Annotated in this window: 9 protein-coding genes; 8 read left to right on the top strand and 1 reads right to left on the bottom strand. The window is 40.6% G+C overall.

The genetic code is table 11. From position 1 onward, the window contains the following. Positions 1–81: 81 nt before the first annotated feature. The 8 genes from R7M92_RS12645 to R7M92_RS12610 all read left to right on the top strand — a co-directional run bounded on the left by R7M92_RS12645 (position 82) and on the right by R7M92_RS12610 (position 12,895). A complete protein-coding gene (locus R7M92_RS12645; protein ID WP_318133531.1) occupies positions 82–1,230 on the top strand; it encodes a tetratricopeptide repeat protein in 1,149 nt (382 codons plus the stop codon). 243 nt (positions 1,231–1,473) lie between these two features. Then, positions 1,474–2,544 (top strand): DUF1176 domain-containing protein, encoded by a 1,071-nt coding sequence (locus R7M92_RS12640; protein WP_318133530.1) that lies wholly within the window; start codon positions 1,474–1,476, stop codon positions 2,542–2,544. A 795-nt stretch (positions 2,545–3,339) separates the two neighbouring features. After that, on the top strand, positions 3,340–6,672 hold the full coding sequence (locus tag R7M92_RS12635; protein ID WP_318133528.1) for a leucine-rich repeat domain-containing protein: 3,333 nt from the start codon (positions 3,340–3,342) through the stop codon (positions 6,670–6,672). 461 nt (positions 6,673–7,133) lie between these two features. Beyond that, positions 7,134–7,733, top strand: coding sequence for a tetratricopeptide repeat protein (locus R7M92_RS12630; protein WP_318133526.1), 600 nt, complete (start codon positions 7,134–7,136; stop codon positions 7,731–7,733). A 460-nt stretch (positions 7,734–8,193) separates the two neighbouring features. Beyond that, complete coding sequence (locus R7M92_RS12625; RefSeq protein ID WP_318133523.1) at positions 8,194–10,482, top strand: LysM peptidoglycan-binding domain-containing protein; 2,289 nt, start codon at positions 8,194–8,196, stop codon at positions 10,480–10,482. After that, positions 10,479–10,868, top strand: coding sequence for a hypothetical protein (locus tag R7M92_RS12620; protein ID WP_225473287.1), 390 nt, complete (start codon positions 10,479–10,481; stop codon positions 10,866–10,868). The genes R7M92_RS12625 and R7M92_RS12620 overlap by 4 nt, the downstream gene beginning before the upstream one ends. A 690-nt stretch (positions 10,869–11,558) precedes the next feature. Beyond that, positions 11,559–12,470, top strand: coding sequence for a hypothetical protein (locus tag R7M92_RS12615; RefSeq protein WP_318133521.1), 912 nt, complete (start codon positions 11,559–11,561; stop codon positions 12,468–12,470). Positions 12,471–12,472: 2 nt separating this feature from the next. Further along, entirely contained in the window at positions 12,473–12,895 is a 423-nt protein-coding gene (locus tag R7M92_RS12610; protein WP_025816239.1) for a hypothetical protein, read from the top strand. Positions 12,896–13,126: 231 nt separating this feature from the next. Here the strand turns inward: R7M92_RS12610 and eamB are convergent, their stop codons facing one another. Further along, positions 13,127–13,711: a cysteine/O-acetylserine transporter gene (eamB, locus tag R7M92_RS12605; RefSeq protein WP_318133518.1), complete on the bottom strand. Its 585-nt coding sequence runs from the start codon at positions 13,709–13,711 to the stop codon at positions 13,127–13,129. Positions 13,712–13,808 lie beyond the last annotated feature (97 nt).

Here is a 13,808-nt window from a genome sequence, read left to right as displayed (position 1 = left end):
TGTTGAAGTTCAATATTGCTAATAACTATTAAGTTTGATATGAAGTTCGGAGGATTTAACCTTGGAGAAATTTAGATAACAATGAAAAAACGTGATGTTAATTTATTACAAAGAGTCATGTTTAGGCTAAAAATAACATTCAATATTATTTATAAATTACTTGTTGTTGCGTTGCCGATTGATATTCTTAAATACTTAGCGATAAAGGGGTCTAGTGTGGCTCAAATTATCTTAGCGAGACGTTACTATCATGGAAGGCGTGTTAAGTATAACAAAAAGCTAGTAGTAAATTGGTTAACGAAGGCAGCGTTGAAGGGAAGCTCGGAGGCAAAGAAAGAACTTGGCTACCTGTATTTTAGTGGTGAAAAATTTAAAAAGGATTGGCGGTTAGCTAGCAAATGGTTGACGGAAGCATATGCTGACGGAGAAGTAGATTGCGCTGCTATTTTAGGCGTAATCTATGAAGGAAACGGACACTTTCGTCGAGATTCAGCAGAAATGTTGAGATGGCACACGATTGCAGCAGAATCTGGAGATTTAGAAGCGCAAAAAACTCTTGCGGCGATTTATACCATGGAAAAAGAGTACTCTAACCCTAAAATGATGATGCATTGGCTACACAAGGCAGCAGATCAGAATGACACGGATGCAATGCTTCTTCTTGGACACACTTATCTCGATGATGACCATTACGATCTCAACGAGGCTCTTAAGTGGCTTAAGACTGCTGCCAAAAAGAAGGATCACTACGCATTAGTTTTACTTGGTGACATTTATTCATCAACTAAGTACAACGTTGTAAATTATAAAGAGGCTATTCAAAAATATTATAGCGCAGTAAAAGAAGGTTCAAGCGTTGCGATGGGGAAAATTGGGTATATGTACCAATACGGCCTGGGTTGCGATAAGAATATAGATAAAGCAATAGAGTGGTATTCATTGGGGACTAAATACAATGACCCATATTCTCAATTTGGCTTTGCGCAATTATATCGTGATAATGAAAATGGGATGATGAATTTAATTGAAGCGTTTAAATGGTCTTACTGGGCAAAAAAAAACAAACATCCAGACGCAGAAAAACAGTTCAAAGAAATTTCTGATAAACTAACGAAAAAAGATATAGATAAAGCACTACGTTCGGCTCAGAATTATAAAGTAAAACCTGTTAAAAGTTTGGGCTTTACTCTAGGTTATAAAATGGGAGAAAAAGGTACTATATATAGGTGAATAATTATTAAAATAAGATTGCTTAATAGTTTATTATGAGTTTTTATTATTGTTTGTCAATAAAGAGAAGAAAATTAAGTCCTAAAAGATATGGAGCCATTCCTTTAGCTATTGATGAATTTGAGTAAATGACTAAATTTGTTTTCTGGTTCGCTCTAATAAATAACTATAAAATTTATGTTAATAAGAATACGAAATTTTTAATACTGGCAAATAGAAGTAGCAAGTAGCAAAGGAGGCACAATGATATATTCATTAAAACTGAACTGGAGGAATATGCTAATGCTCTGTATTAGAAGTACAATATATACATTGGGTTTGGTAGCTTTTTCTGTCAGCGCTTTTGAGGGAGAGAGTTTTCAACACAAAGATTGGTATCTAGCTTGTGATAATACAGGGACCTGCCGGGCGGCTGGCTATTCAGAAATTGGCAGTCTTAATCCTGTTGCTGTGATGTTTACTCGTAAAGCGGGGCCTGCAGCGCCAGTAACGGGCAAAGTGTATTTAGGTGATGAATCTGATTTTGACCATTGGCCTGAGCAGATAAATCTTTATATCGATGGCCTAGAGTTGGGCCCGATACAGCATGACGCCATGACATCCATGCAGGTTCAGGCCATTCTTGCAGTAGTGACTAAAGATGCACTTATTGAAATTGGTGATGGTAAAACTAAATGGGTACTGTCTGGTAGCGGTGCCAGTGCCGTGTTTCGTAAGATGGATGAATATCAGGGGCGCCAGAATACTCCGTTTGCTATTGTCGCAAAAGGTCAGGGCGCTGAGTCTAGGGTGAATCTTGCTGTGGCTATCCCAACACTTGTGAATGTTGGCGGCGATGCAATGATGAAATCACTTGAGCCAGAATCTGCCCAATATGCCAAATTGTTACCACAGCTTCGTGCTAGCTATGAGTCTAAGGGAGACAGCTCCGAGTGCCATAGGTTGTTTGAAGAAACACCGTCAATTGCTATTGCAAAGCTTAATAATGGCCAATCATTGATTGAGGCGTCCTGTTGGATAGCGGCTTATAACTATGGTTCAAGTTATTGGTTGTTGGGAGAAGGCGATGCTGCTGTGCCTAAACGTCTTAACATCTCTGGTAATGACTATTCTGACGGCATTGTTTCCTCCGCTCATAAAGGCCGAGGATTGGGGGATTGCTGGAGCTTTGAAAGCTGGTTTTTTGATGGCAAACAAATGGTTCGTGCGAGTTATGGTAATACAGGTTTGTGCCGTGGTATTGCCGCTGGAGGCATTGACTTCATGCCTATTTGGGTAAGCGAAGTGGTTACTACACAAGATTTGAATAAATAGCTATGTTTTTAAGTTACTGTTCTAGCACTTCTGCTCAGGGCCTTTTAAGGTTCTGAGTTTAAAAGCAATAATTGCTGTCTTACTCGTAACAATTCTGGTACTAAAAAACGGTAGACCCTATCACAAATACCTACGAGAAATTGTTTGTGAAGTATAAATTACATAAAACTCTTCTTGTGCGTTCCTAGCTTCGATAAGGCGTAGCTATAGTCAGATAAAAAATACATCCAATATATAATCAATTCGGTGTAAAGTTTGCGAAATCAGGAACTATACCAAAAGCTCTTTTGATGAGGTTCTTTACTCCTATTTCATTCAACTTTTATGCCGGCTCGCCCCTCAAGCTTAATTTTGCTCGTGGTACTTTGTGGATGTGATGGTTTTAAGAGGGCTCTACCCCAAATTCGTTAGATTAAATAATCTAAAAAGTCTAAAAGCGTGTGTTTTATACTACGAAAATACTGCGATAGAATGAAACTTAACAAGATTTAAGCCTTTTATATAGTTGTTTTGCTTGTCAAACCGCTTCTTTTAGTAGTGAAATTGTTTAAACAACTTGTTGGGAATGATAAGTCGCAATAAGTATTGCTATCATCCTCTTAACCCAAGATAAAACTAACCGTATGTGAATGTTTTATGCATTCGCACAGAAAATCTGATGACGGTCTAAATATAAATCTGAGAACAGGTATGTCATTATCAATAACAAGATTCACGAGGGTAATCTGCCCGCCCCTGGGCAGTTTGCTCTGTTTAACCTTTCTTACTGGCTGTGAAAAAGCAACAGAAGGGTTGGTGTATGGCACAAAAAGCAAGTCAGTAATTATTGACTATAATGGTAGCGAAACAGATGTCATCATCCCAGATTCGGTAACTACTATTCGGCGTGATGCGTTTATACGTAGCAAGCTCACCAGCGTGACTATCCCTGATTCAGTGACTACTATTGGTGCGAGTGCGTTTAGTTACAACAATTTGACCAATGTGACTATTCCAAATTCCGTGACCACCATTGGTAGGGATGCATTTAATGGAAACAAGCTCTCTAGTCTGACCCTTTCAAATTCGTTGACTACCATTGGTGATTGGGCGTTTCAACACAACGAACTAACTAGCTTGATCATTCCAGACTCGGTAACAACCATTGGTAAGGAAGCATTTTATGGAAACAAGCTCTCTAGCCTGACCCTTTCAAATTCTGTGACCACTATTGGGGATAGTGCGTTTGAACGCAACGAGCTTACTAGCCTGATCCTTCCAGATTCGGTGACCGTTATTGGCGAGAGTGTGTTTGCCGATAATGAGATACACAACGTGACTATACCAGAATCTGTGACCACCATTGAGGATGAGGCGTTTATTCGAAACAAACTCACCAGCCTGACTATACCTAATTCAGTGACCACCATAGGAAAAGTTGCGTTTGCTGACAACAACCTCACCCACGTGAGTCTCTCTGATTCGGTAACCACTATTGGTTGGGGGGCATTTACTGGCAATACGCTTACCAGTGTGACCATCCCAGACTCTGTGACGACTATTGAGGGTTCAGCGTTTTCTGACAACAATCTCACCAGCGTGATTATCCCAGATTCGGTGACCACCATTGGTTCTAATGCGTTTAATGGTAATGCAATATCCACATTCAACAATGCGCCATCAGATGGCATAATCTTTGCTCGTAATGATGATGGTACTGACAACAAGAAGGTTGTTGTTTCCTTTGGCGGAGGGAGAAAGGAGATTGTTATTCCTGATTCGGTGACTACCATTGGTTTCGGTATGTTTGAGGGCAACAATCTTACCAGTGTGACTTTTCCAGATTCGGTGACTGCCGTTGATAAGAGCGCGTTTGGTCATAATAATCTCACTAGCATAACCCTTCCAGATTCGATAACTACTATTGGAGACTATGCGTTTATTTACAATGAGCTCACTAGTGTAACGCTCCCAGGTTCTGTGATTACTGTTGGGGATAATGCGTTTGCTCACAACAAACTTACCAGCGTGACCATTCCAGACTCGGTGACCACCATTGGTGAGGAGGCGTTTGCTGATAACGCGCTCACTAGTGTGACTATTCCAGATTCGGTGACTACCATTGGTGAAGGGGCGTTTGCTGGTAACAAGCTCATCAGTGTGACCATTCCAGATTCAGTGACCACCATTGGTGAAGGGGCGTTTGCTGGTAACAAGCTCATCAGTGTGACCATTCCAGATTCGGTGACCACCATTGGTGAAGGGGCGTTTGCTGGTAACAAGCTCATCAGTGTGGCCATTCCAGATTCGGTGACCACCATTGGTGAAGGGGCGTTTGCTGACAACAAGCTCATTAGTGTAACCATTTCAGATTCGATGACCACCATTGGTGAGAGGGCATTTGCTGATAATGAGCTTACTAGTGTGACCATTCCAAATTCGGTAACCACCATTGGTGAGAGGGCATTTGCTGATAATGAGCTTACTAGTGTGACCATTCCAAATTCGGTGACCACCATTGGTGTGAAGGCGTTTTCTGCTAACAAGCTTGCTAACGTGACTATCCCTGATTCGCTGACTACCGTTGGCCAGGGGGCGTTTGCTGATAACGAGCTCACCAGTGTGACTATACCTAGTTCTTTAACTACCGTTGAGGATGATGCGTTTGCTCACAACAGGCTCACCAACGTGACCATTCCAGATTCGATAACCACCATTGGACATCGGGCCTTTTCTGGCAATGAACTCACCAGTGTGACTATCCCAGATTCCGTGAATATTCTTGGGTGGGAAGCATTTAGTTACAATAATTTAACCAATTTGATCATTCCAGATTCGGTGACCATTATTGGTTGGAAGGTGTTTAGTGATAATAAACTCACCAGTTTGACTATCCCAGATTCCGTGAACACTATTGAGGGGGCTGCATTTTCTAACAACCAGCTCATCAGCGTGACTATCCCGGATTCTGTGACCATTATTGGTAATGGAGCGTTTAATGGTAATGTAATATCTGCAGTTAACAATGCGGCATCAGATGGATTTATTTTTGCTCGTAATGATGATGGCACAGAGAACAAGAAGGTTGTCGTATCCTATGGTGGTTCAAGAAAAGGAATTGTTATTCCAGATTCGGTAAACACTATTGAGCGTGGCGCGTTTTCTGATAATGAGCTCACCAGTGTGACTATGCCTGATTCGGTGACGACCATTGGTGAAAAGGCGTTTGCTTACAACAAGCTCACCAATGTGACTATGCCTGATTCGGTGACGGCCATTGGTGAAAAGGCGTTTGCTTACAACAAGCTCACCAATGTGACTATACCTTATTCAGTGACTACCATTGAGAATGAGGCGTTTCGGAACAACCGACTGACCAGCGTAACTATCCCAGATTCTGTGACCTCTATTGAGGATAAGGCGTTTAGTAATAATAAACTCACCAATTTGACCATTCCAGATTCAGTAAGAACTATCGGAGAGGCTGCGTTTTCTGACAACCAGCTTGTCAACGTGACCCTCTCAAATTCGTTGACTACTATTGGCTTAGGTGCATTTAATCGCAATGCACTATCCACAGTTAATAATGCACCATCAGATGGCTTTATTTTTGCTCGTAATGAGGATGGCACCGAGAATAAGAAGGTTGTTATTTCCTATGGTGGGGCAAGAAAAGAAGTTGTTATTCCTGATACGGTGACCATCATTGAGCGTAGGGCGCTTGCTAGCAGCGAACTAACCAGTGTGGTCATCCCAGATTCGGTTACCACCATTGGGCGTGAGGCGTTTGCTGGCAATGAACTTATCAGTGTGGCCATCCCAGAATCGGTTTCCACTATTAGCCATGGGGTATTTAGTAACAATAATCTCACTAGCGTAACTATATCAGATTCGGTAAATACCATTGCACCGGAGGCGTTTGCTGATAATAAGATCACTAAGGTGACTATACCAAGTTCAGTGTCCTTCATTGGTTATAAAGCGTTCCGGAATAACCGACTTGCCAGCGTAACTATCCCAGAATCAGTGTTCGATATTCAAAGTGAAGCGTTTGCTGGCAATGAACTCACCAGTGTGACTATTCCATCTTTGGCGACCCACAATGGTTTGATAGCGTTTGATGAAGGTGTAGATATTCACTGGTATTAACACTATTTTGTGTGCTGTTGCAATTTTAATATGTGGCAGTACACAAAGTTTTTGGGTGATGGTGTTTTCATCAGATGTTGTTTTTGAAGGCTCTCTTATGACGACAGAGGTCTACGTGCAACATCCTTGTCTAGGTATTTAAAGTAATGGTATTTAATAATCTGTATCTAAACAAAGCCTTTTTACTATTGCGATTTCGCTCATCGCACTAGCACTTCCAAACTCATGTTGCCGCACCTGTAGTTATTTGATGGTTGCTTATATTCAATTTTCCTAAAGACGTTTTTGTCCAGAAATATCACGATCTGAATTTTAACACGTGGTATTTTCTAGCTTGAAAATGCCCCGAAATGAGTTTGGCCAAAAAGTCTACATCCACATGCGAGTAGGTTTTGACCAGATAGTTTTAATCTGAAACCCAAAACTCACAAAGAGCGAAAACAAAAATGGGTGTTTGCGGAATGAAAACAATATATTATAGTTATGTGTTTTGTTTCTTATCTAATGTATTGCCCTATATGAATAAATTATTCACACCTATTTTGATTCTCTTGCTATCTGGTTGTTCTACTCATAATCGTGATACCGTATTTGCTGAAAAAGCAGCTGAGCAGGGGTATGCCCCTGAACAAGATGCGCTTGGGGTTATGTACTATAAGGGCGAAGGTGTACTCAAAGATTATAAGCAGGCTGTTTCTTGGTATCGAAAAGCCGCTGAGCAGGGGTATGCCTCTGCTCAAAATAACCTTGGTTTTATGTACGGTATGGGCGAAGGTGTAATCCAAGATTATAACCAGGCTGTTTCTTGGTATCGAAAAGCCGCTGAGCAGGGTTTTGCGACTGCTCAATTCAACCTTGGGGTTATGTACGGTGAGGGCCAAGGTGTACTCCAAGATAATAAAAAAGCGCTTATGTGGTTTCATCTTGCTAGAAAAAATGGGTCTAGTGACGCCTATTCAATGATTAAATTACTCGTACCATCAATGACATATACTGATGCGCAAAAAGCACTAGATGCATCTAAGATATGTTTGGAGTCTGGCTATAAAAAATGTGGCTAAATTGAATTATTGTTGTGAATCTATGGGTAATTTAACGTAAGTTCACTTGGTGCAAACCTAAAAAACCTAACCTTTTTGCTAGTGCGATTTTACTGATCGCTCTAGCTTTTTTAAACAACTTTGCAATACCTACGGTTATTCATAGGTTTCTAAATTAGTAAAAGTGTTAACAAGGTTTCGTCCAAAGACGTGCTGACGCCGATCTCGGCAAACACGTCTTTGCCCCATTGTAAGGTAGGCCTTTTACTCATTCACATCCTGTTAATGTACATTTGCCCTACAAAAGGTTATCCGAACTTAGATGGAGAGAGCATACGCCTCAAATCAAATTGATTTTAGTTATCTTGCATAGGTAAACCAACACAAACACGGTCACTATTTAGCTATCATTGACCGATATTTACCTGTACTGGTCGAGTTGATGAGATATCAAAGTAAACCCGTAGATTCAATGTCACTTATGGCACCTGAAGATACATATAAAAAGAAAACACAAACCAATACTAATCACAACCATACGTCAACGGATACACCTCAAGACGTTACCTTGGAATACAATGTGGCGTTAGCGTGTTCACTCGATGAGGTAAAAGCATTCAGTATTGATTCGTTTGTCGTAGCTGAAACTGACAAAGAAAAGACTCCCCTCAACGCTTGGGTTAAATCAAAAGATTCAGATAACATCAGTTCTATTTTGAGTACTCCGATATTGGTTAATGAGCCTAAAACTCTGCTCTATCAGTTTGCTGGCTCTAAGAAAACAGCGTTGAGCTATGGAAATGTTCTTCCAGTCAAAAAAGGCAGTGCCATTTATCGTGATATTTTTATCCCAGTTAAGCCTTCTGTTCAGGTTGGGGAGCGCTTAGGTTGGCCTACAGAAGGTTACTTCTACCACTTTATTGATGATGAGTTTATCCACGAGTATAAAATCGCGGGCAATAACAAATGGGGCTTCAATGTCACTGAGTCCACTAAATGGCGGCTCAGCGAGGAGATCATCGTATCCAAACCACAATCTACGATTTTGCTGCCTTATAAAATCGACAATCAAGTGATTGCAAGGCAACACCTTTTGTATAGAAAAGAAAAACTCTCACAAGATTTACTTTTGGATGATATTACGGCTGAGTGGCTCGATGAACACGCTTGTCTTCTTGATATGGGTGCAGTGTTTTCCACTCGAACGGCATCGATTTTAGAAAAAGAGAAAGAGCAGGATGGCAAAATCGTTTACATCATTAAGAGTGGGGATAGTCTGTCTAAAATCGCGCATAGACAAGGAATAACACTCGAAGAATTACTGACTTTAAACCCTAAATACAAGGACTCTCCAGATATGGTGAATGTCGGTGATGAAATCACCATTGAAGTGACTGAAACTTATGATGTTGAATCTGAGTTTCACACCTGTCAACTTGACTCTAAGACGAACCAACCTGAAACGTGGAGTAGTATTGCTGCATTATATAACCTTTCGGCTAAGTCCCTATTAGGAATGAATCCGAATTATGATGCGGATCCTTCGGTGTTATCACTTGGTGATAAGCTTCAAGTGACATTACCTAAAAAGACGAGTGGTCAATCTTCCGTTCGTTCTCCTTTGCCTGCTGAAGACGTAACAACATCAAAAACAGCCTTTGCTCATTCCAATATTCAGTGTGAAGTCAGCAGTAAATCCCACTGTCATGTGCATCCTATTGTTGGTAATGTGGGGGCAGATAAGAACACACCTGTAATTAAAGTTAAGCAACTCGTTCTGCGTTCAGAGCCGTTGTCAACATCTGATAAATTGGAGTTATTGGCTTCTGGTGGTGGGGAAGCCCTTAGTAAGGGAAGTAAAGGAGGTGAGGTCAAAGCCATTCAAGAGGCATTGATCTATTTAGGTTTCGATTTAGAGGCTGACGGTGATTTTGGCCGTGTGATAGAAGGTGCAGTTAAACAGTTTCAAACCCACTATAAGCCAACACATACCATACATAAAAGCTACCAATTTGGTGATGTGGATGGGATTGTCGGTAAAAATACCATTCTTGCTTTAGATGAGGCTGTTAAAGAAGGTTGGAAGTTTGTTGATGATGAGATGGACGAAAAGTGGCTAACAGTACCCAAGGGACAATTTACCTTTGACAGCGAAGGCGTTGACAACCCATCATCTCCCTATTTTTCGAGACAAGCCCATGTTCCTAATAATAGTAGCGTGGTGGTCGGTCGATCTGGTGTTACAATTGGCCGAGGTTTAGATATGGGTAATCCACCAACGGGTGCAACAGGACAATCACCTTCTGCATTGAACTTAAGAGAGTTATTCCAAAAATCTGGATTGATGCCAGAGCTTTCAAACTGGTTACTAAGCGTCGAGGGTATACAAAAAGAAGCAGCCCTTGAATCGTTGAATAATTCAGGGTTGGACAACAAAACACTCACCCTAACCCGCAAACAACAACACCTAATGTTTAAACAAGTCTACGCGTATATGGAAGATAAGACCCGAATTTTGTTAACAAAACCTGATGTGAGAGAAAAATTTGGGGTAGTTGATTGGGATAACTTATCTCTCAATGTAAGGAATGTTTTAGTCGATTTAACTTATCGAGGAGACAATAGCCCTAGTACTAGAGAAGTGTTTGTTCCTGCATTAGTTAATTACAATGCCCAAACGTTTAAAGCAGTTATGTCGAATGTTAAAGCGTGGAGGAGATTTGATATTCCAAGTGGTAGGTTTATTGCAAGAAAGGAGCATTTAGAATGAAACTTAAACGTATTTTAACGGTATGTTTGGTGTTGGTATCAGCTTACACAAGTGCGTCTGAATATAGATTATATGCTTCGGATTATTCAGTTAGAACGAAGAAAGAAAATTTTGCTGCCTATGTTTTGAAAGATAATCCATGTATCACTGTGTATGAATTTAAAACAGGGAAGTCAGTCCAATATTGTGAATTGGGAAATAAAGAGAAAAAGGCAGGCTCTGTGCATGGTGATATATCATTAACCCACTTACAGCGAGACTATCCTACTGTTTATGTCATGGATTTAAGTATGTGGAGTGGTGACGTAACATTTACAGTAGCTACTCCTTGGTGTGATCTATCATGCACTATCGATGTTCAAACACAGGCAGTGAGTTGTGAGTAGCCAGAGTTAGCTACTTTACTCAAATTAGCTAACTCGCTTTTATCCTAGACCTTTTGGTAGATTTCACATCTAACCATAATCACGTTTTTTATGGTCCTAAAATAAAAGTGGTTTTTCATCTAAGCAGCCAGAAATGCGCTGCTTTAGTCAATTCATTTAGATCTAGAAGTGAGCAATGATAAACCCCTTGCATGCTGTTATCGGTTGCAATAAAGAAAGTCCTGTGCGAGTTAGTGAAAATGTTCGGGGTCAGGTCTTTCATTTTGCCCTAGCTAAATTTATCCGAACGTCCGATATTCATCAGAAATCGTAACGTGGAAATGAATGATATCTGAATAGAAGTTGACGAAAATCGTCGCGTTTTGGACAGAGGGGGTACATCATCGGTATGAGAAGAGGCACTTACCTGTTTATTTGCTAATAATTTTTTGTTTACGGTGAGTATTTATAGCTAAGAAATGCCCCAAAATAAGCTGGAATAAATACTCTACAAAATTTGGTGCTTGCGTTTTACCCTACGAAAAGTTATCCGATAGAATGTAACCCAACACTATTGAGCCTTCATTGTGTTTGTTTAATCTGTCAAACTTCCTATTTAATTGGTTAAATCGTCAGGTTATCTTGTTGAGGATAATAAATTACTGAAAATATTGTTATTATCCTTCTTATTCATCAGTAAAACCGACTTCTATGAGATATGAATCCGCTCCTGTAACCCCTGTAGAAAGGCCAAAAACCACTAGAGAAAGAGCAGCTCACCAACGCCGAGAGCGTCAGGAAGAGCTGAGATATACCGCGAGCGATGAAAAACGATGGGCTGAAAATAGAGAGCGCGTTCTTGCTGAACGAAAACCTGCTCAACAAGCGTATGACCTTACGAAAGAAGAATGGAATAAGGACTTACAGGATCAAGCGAAAGAATACCAGTGGGACACCTCACAGCAAGAGAACGTCAGTATTGCCTTACTAACAGTTGAAGAAGCCAACGAGTATTTAGATTTGCTCATCAAAGACACACACGGTCAGCTTTCTACAGGTAAGGACTACACTGGCGTTGGCGTAGGACTCAAAGGGGCTTATGAAGTCGCTAAAGAGCTTGGTGGATGGGGAGCAACCGCCAAAGCCGTCAATATCAATGGTGTAATGAATATTGTGGTTGAGAACTACAAGCCTCGATATTTAGATCTCGGTATCCGTTGGCAACAAGCAACGCCTAAAATGCTTAAGATTGGTCACGCATTGAATACTGTCCAAGGTAATGTCCGTTTTTTGAGAGGCAACATCTATTTAGAGTTTGTGTTTAGTAGTGCGGTCAATGCGGTTGATTACATGCTGCACGATGAGAAGACGCTAAGCGAAGTCGTAGGCCAACTTACGGCGGATGTTGCTAAAGGTGTAGTTGCTGGCGTGGCCGCTCAGGGAGTGCTTTTGGTTGCTCGTGCTGGTGCTGGGATTTTGTTTGGGTTTTCTTTACCTGCCGCAGTTGGGTTAGGTTTGTTTGTTTATTCAGCATTTAAGATCGGTGGATATGTATCGGAATTAGATAATAAGTACAAATTCACTAAGCCAATGAAAGAAACTGTAGAGGCATTAATTGACTGATCATGTTAGATTTTTTAAAGAAACTTACATTTTTAATATTTTTTACAGGATTTGCGTTATGGTGCGGGTTGGGAGCTTATAATTTAATTCATACTGTAGAAAATGTAGGAATTAACCCCGTAATCAGAGTATCGGGATACCTTAACAATACGTCGTCATTTGTATTGTTTGGTTTTTTTCTTCCTTCTATCCCAATGGCATTACTCAACATTGCCAATGGCATTCAACTACCAAAGTTAACTCTGAGATTAATGCTATTCGGAGCATTAATCTTTGCTTTAATCGGACACTATTTCGATACCTCGTTAAGAAAAGGTATAGAAACGTCAAACTACATCGAATGTACATCTAAGCGAGAACTTACATTGAAGCACTCAAGCCGTATTTATGTTCTTCCACCTGCAAAGTGCGATGATTTAACTTAAAGACTTTTTACTGCGAACCCAGCCAATACTTTTTCTGGTGCGATGTTATTCATCGCATCAGGACTTCATAAGTAAACTTACCATACCTGTAGTTATTGATAGTTTGCCAATCTAACAAAGTCACTAGCAAGCTTTTGTCCAACTTTGAGTTAGCATACTCAAAGCCAACCATTTCTCCATCTACAAATTCGAGACGCGGAAATCACCGCGTCTCATCTCCCAACCTCAGCCTCAAACAAACAACTGTACCGCGCAGTAAAGTAGCGTCGCCGCTAAAGTCATATTGATCGCTTTACTATATTTCTGGAATTGCGATTGAAGAAGTTTGCCTGCTATTGCCCAGATTAAGTTGCTCACCAATGCGATAAATGCGAGCACTAGACTGGTGGCCAAGATCCAGTAGATGTTTTGTGTATAAGGCAACATGAATGTCGAGATGGATGTTACGCCGTACAGAATGATTTTCACGTTTACGAACTGCAAACCAAAGCCCGTTAAGAAAGTGATGCCCTCAGAATCTTTTGATGCGGCTTTGATATCACTTGTCGCAATTCCCCAAACTAACCAAATGATGTAAGTCGCACCCACCCATGTGAGCCAAGGTGTAATCACAGGAAGCAGGCTGACTATGTGGTAAGTGAAAACGCCACACAACAGCATCAAAACAATATAGCCGCAGAACATCCCAGAAATGACTTTAGTAGAACGCTTTAGCCCGTGCTGGGTTGCAACACTAAGCGACAAAATGTTGTTGGGACCCGGCGTGATCGAAGTAATGATGACGTAGGTGAAAAATGCGGTGTAGATGGTACTCATCTCTATCTCTCCTGTTTTTTGTGCACTATACTTCGCGTTAATCAATTAAGAAATTGAATATATTTAAACTAATAGTTTTAAGTTTTCGAACTATCAC

It is taken from the genome of Vibrio sp. Vb2880 (assembly GCF_033337975.1).
GTDB lineage: Bacteria > Pseudomonadota > Gammaproteobacteria > Enterobacterales > Vibrionaceae > Vibrio > Vibrio alginolyticus.
The sequence above is the reverse complement of the archived record's forward strand: the minus strand, read 5'-3'. Positions and strand labels throughout refer to the sequence as shown.

Excerpts from the sequence above, each read along its gene's own strand:
- R7M92_RS12645 (WP_318133531.1), top strand. The coding sequence starts at position 82 with ATGAAAAAACGTGATGTTAATTTATTACAAAGAGTCATGTTTAGGCTA.
- R7M92_RS12640 (WP_318133530.1), top strand. The coding sequence starts at position 1,474 with ATGATATATTCATTAAAACTGAACTGGAGGAATATGCTAATGCTCTGT.
- R7M92_RS12630 (WP_318133526.1), top strand. The coding sequence starts at position 7,134 with ATGAAAACAATATATTATAGTTATGTGTTTTGTTTCTTATCTAATGTA.
- R7M92_RS12625 (WP_318133523.1), top strand. The coding sequence starts at position 8,194 with ATGGCACCTGAAGATACATATAAAAAGAAAACACAAACCAATACTAAT.
- R7M92_RS12620 (WP_225473287.1), top strand. The coding sequence starts at position 10,479 with ATGAAACTTAAACGTATTTTAACGGTATGTTTGGTGTTGGTATCAGCT.
- R7M92_RS12615 (WP_318133521.1), top strand. The coding sequence starts at position 11,559 with ATGAGATATGAATCCGCTCCTGTAACCCCTGTAGAAAGGCCAAAAACC.
- R7M92_RS12610 (WP_025816239.1), top strand. The coding sequence starts at position 12,473 with ATGTTAGATTTTTTAAAGAAACTTACATTTTTAATATTTTTTACAGGA.
- eamB (WP_318133518.1), bottom strand. The coding sequence starts at position 13,711 with ATGAGTACCATCTACACCGCATTTTTCACCTACGTCATCATTACTTCG.